Annotated in this window: 2 protein-coding genes; both read left to right on the plus strand. The window is 44.4% G+C overall.

The window, feature by feature from the left end; translation table 11 throughout:
* On the plus strand, positions 1–479 hold a 479-nt coding region (locus tag B347_RS26835), incomplete at its 5' end, for an HNH/endonuclease VII fold putative polymorphic toxin (RefSeq protein ID WP_019408728.1).
* Positions 476–874, plus strand: a complete 399-nt coding sequence (locus B347_RS0105655) for an Imm50 family immunity protein (protein WP_019408729.1) — start codon at positions 476–478, stop codon at positions 872–874. The genes B347_RS26835 and B347_RS0105655, both read left to right, overlap by 4 nt.
* Positions 875–1260 lie beyond the last annotated feature (386 nt).

Below are 1260 nucleotides of genomic sequence, written 5' to 3' on the forward strand. Positions count from 1 at the left end.
ACGTGCCCAACCCGACGGGGTGGGTGGATCCGTTGGGGTTGAGTGCTAGGTGTCCCGGCGGGAAAGATACCCCAGCGTGTGAGCGGCCAAATGAACTGAGTCCTCCCGAGGTCTCTCGAAACGGCGCTTTTAAGCAGGCTAAGCTTGAGGCGGGAGTACCTAGGACACAGCAGCCTGATTTTGTATATGATCCCCAAACAGGGAAAACAATCCAGTATAAATACATGAAGATGACCGACATAAATAACGGCGCTATTTTTAATGAAAGTGGCAAGCCCGTATTAACGAGAGAATATCAATTCACTCGCGCCGACGGCTCAAAAATAATCATCCAAGATCATAGTGCGGGCCATAAATTTTTCGCCCCTGAAAATATTGGCGATCAGAAAGCACACTTAAATTTAAGACCGATCAGCAACCGCAGAACAGGTAAAGTGCCAGGCACAAGAGATCACTTCTATTTCAAGGACAAAAAATGAAATACTGGAATGATTTAGATGGGAGTATTTTTTTTAACAAGGTTTTTAGTGCGCCAGTAGCAATTGGAGTAGTGCAGCTGTTTGCAATAACAATTGACAACAATGCACCCAATGTAATATTGGAGTTTGACATCACTGAATTACCAGACATGCCTCCTGAGAAATGGAAAAAAAATGGATTCAATACATGTCGAATCGGTATAAATATTTCAAATATAAAAAACCTGCACATTAAAAATGTGCCTACAAAGGAAAACCTCGTCGTATCTATAAGCAAATCCAGCAACAAATACATAGTCAAACTATCAAATAAAGACTCGCTGATAGAGTTCACCGCTCAGCACATCCTGCTTTGCGGTCCGTCGGTATATATTAATTCCACAACTGAAATGTAGATGAAATTAGCCAGCGAGACACATTAAGCTTGGCTGGCCACTTAATGAGATATGCCGCGCGGATAGATCATCTAAATCCAAGGCAAACACATGCGACGGCTGTACAGCTCTTTAAAAATACATATTGGCACCTTTCATTTACCGAGATGTTTGAGGCGTGTTATTAACCATTCTGAAGGATTGACCACTGTGCTTCCGTTAGGATCTCGAGCTCGCGGCAGCGTCCTCAAAGCCATCGACCTCAATAGCGAACAGCTCACAGACTACCGCTTCGAAAGTGGATGCAAATCATACGCCAATAGGGCTCCTTAACTCAGATATCGTTAGCAAAAACGACCCGCCACTACCGCTACGACAGCCAACACCGGCTGATCGGCATCACCCTG

The sequence above is a fragment of the Pseudomonas psychrophila HA-4 genome (assembly GCF_000282975.1).
Taxonomy (GTDB): domain Bacteria; phylum Pseudomonadota; class Gammaproteobacteria; order Pseudomonadales; family Pseudomonadaceae; genus Aquipseudomonas; species Aquipseudomonas psychrophila_A.

Coding starts and splice junctions, on each gene's coding strand:
- B347_RS0105655 (WP_019408729.1), top strand. CDS start 476: ATGAAATACTGGAATGATTTAGATGGGAGTATTTTTTTTAACAAGGTT.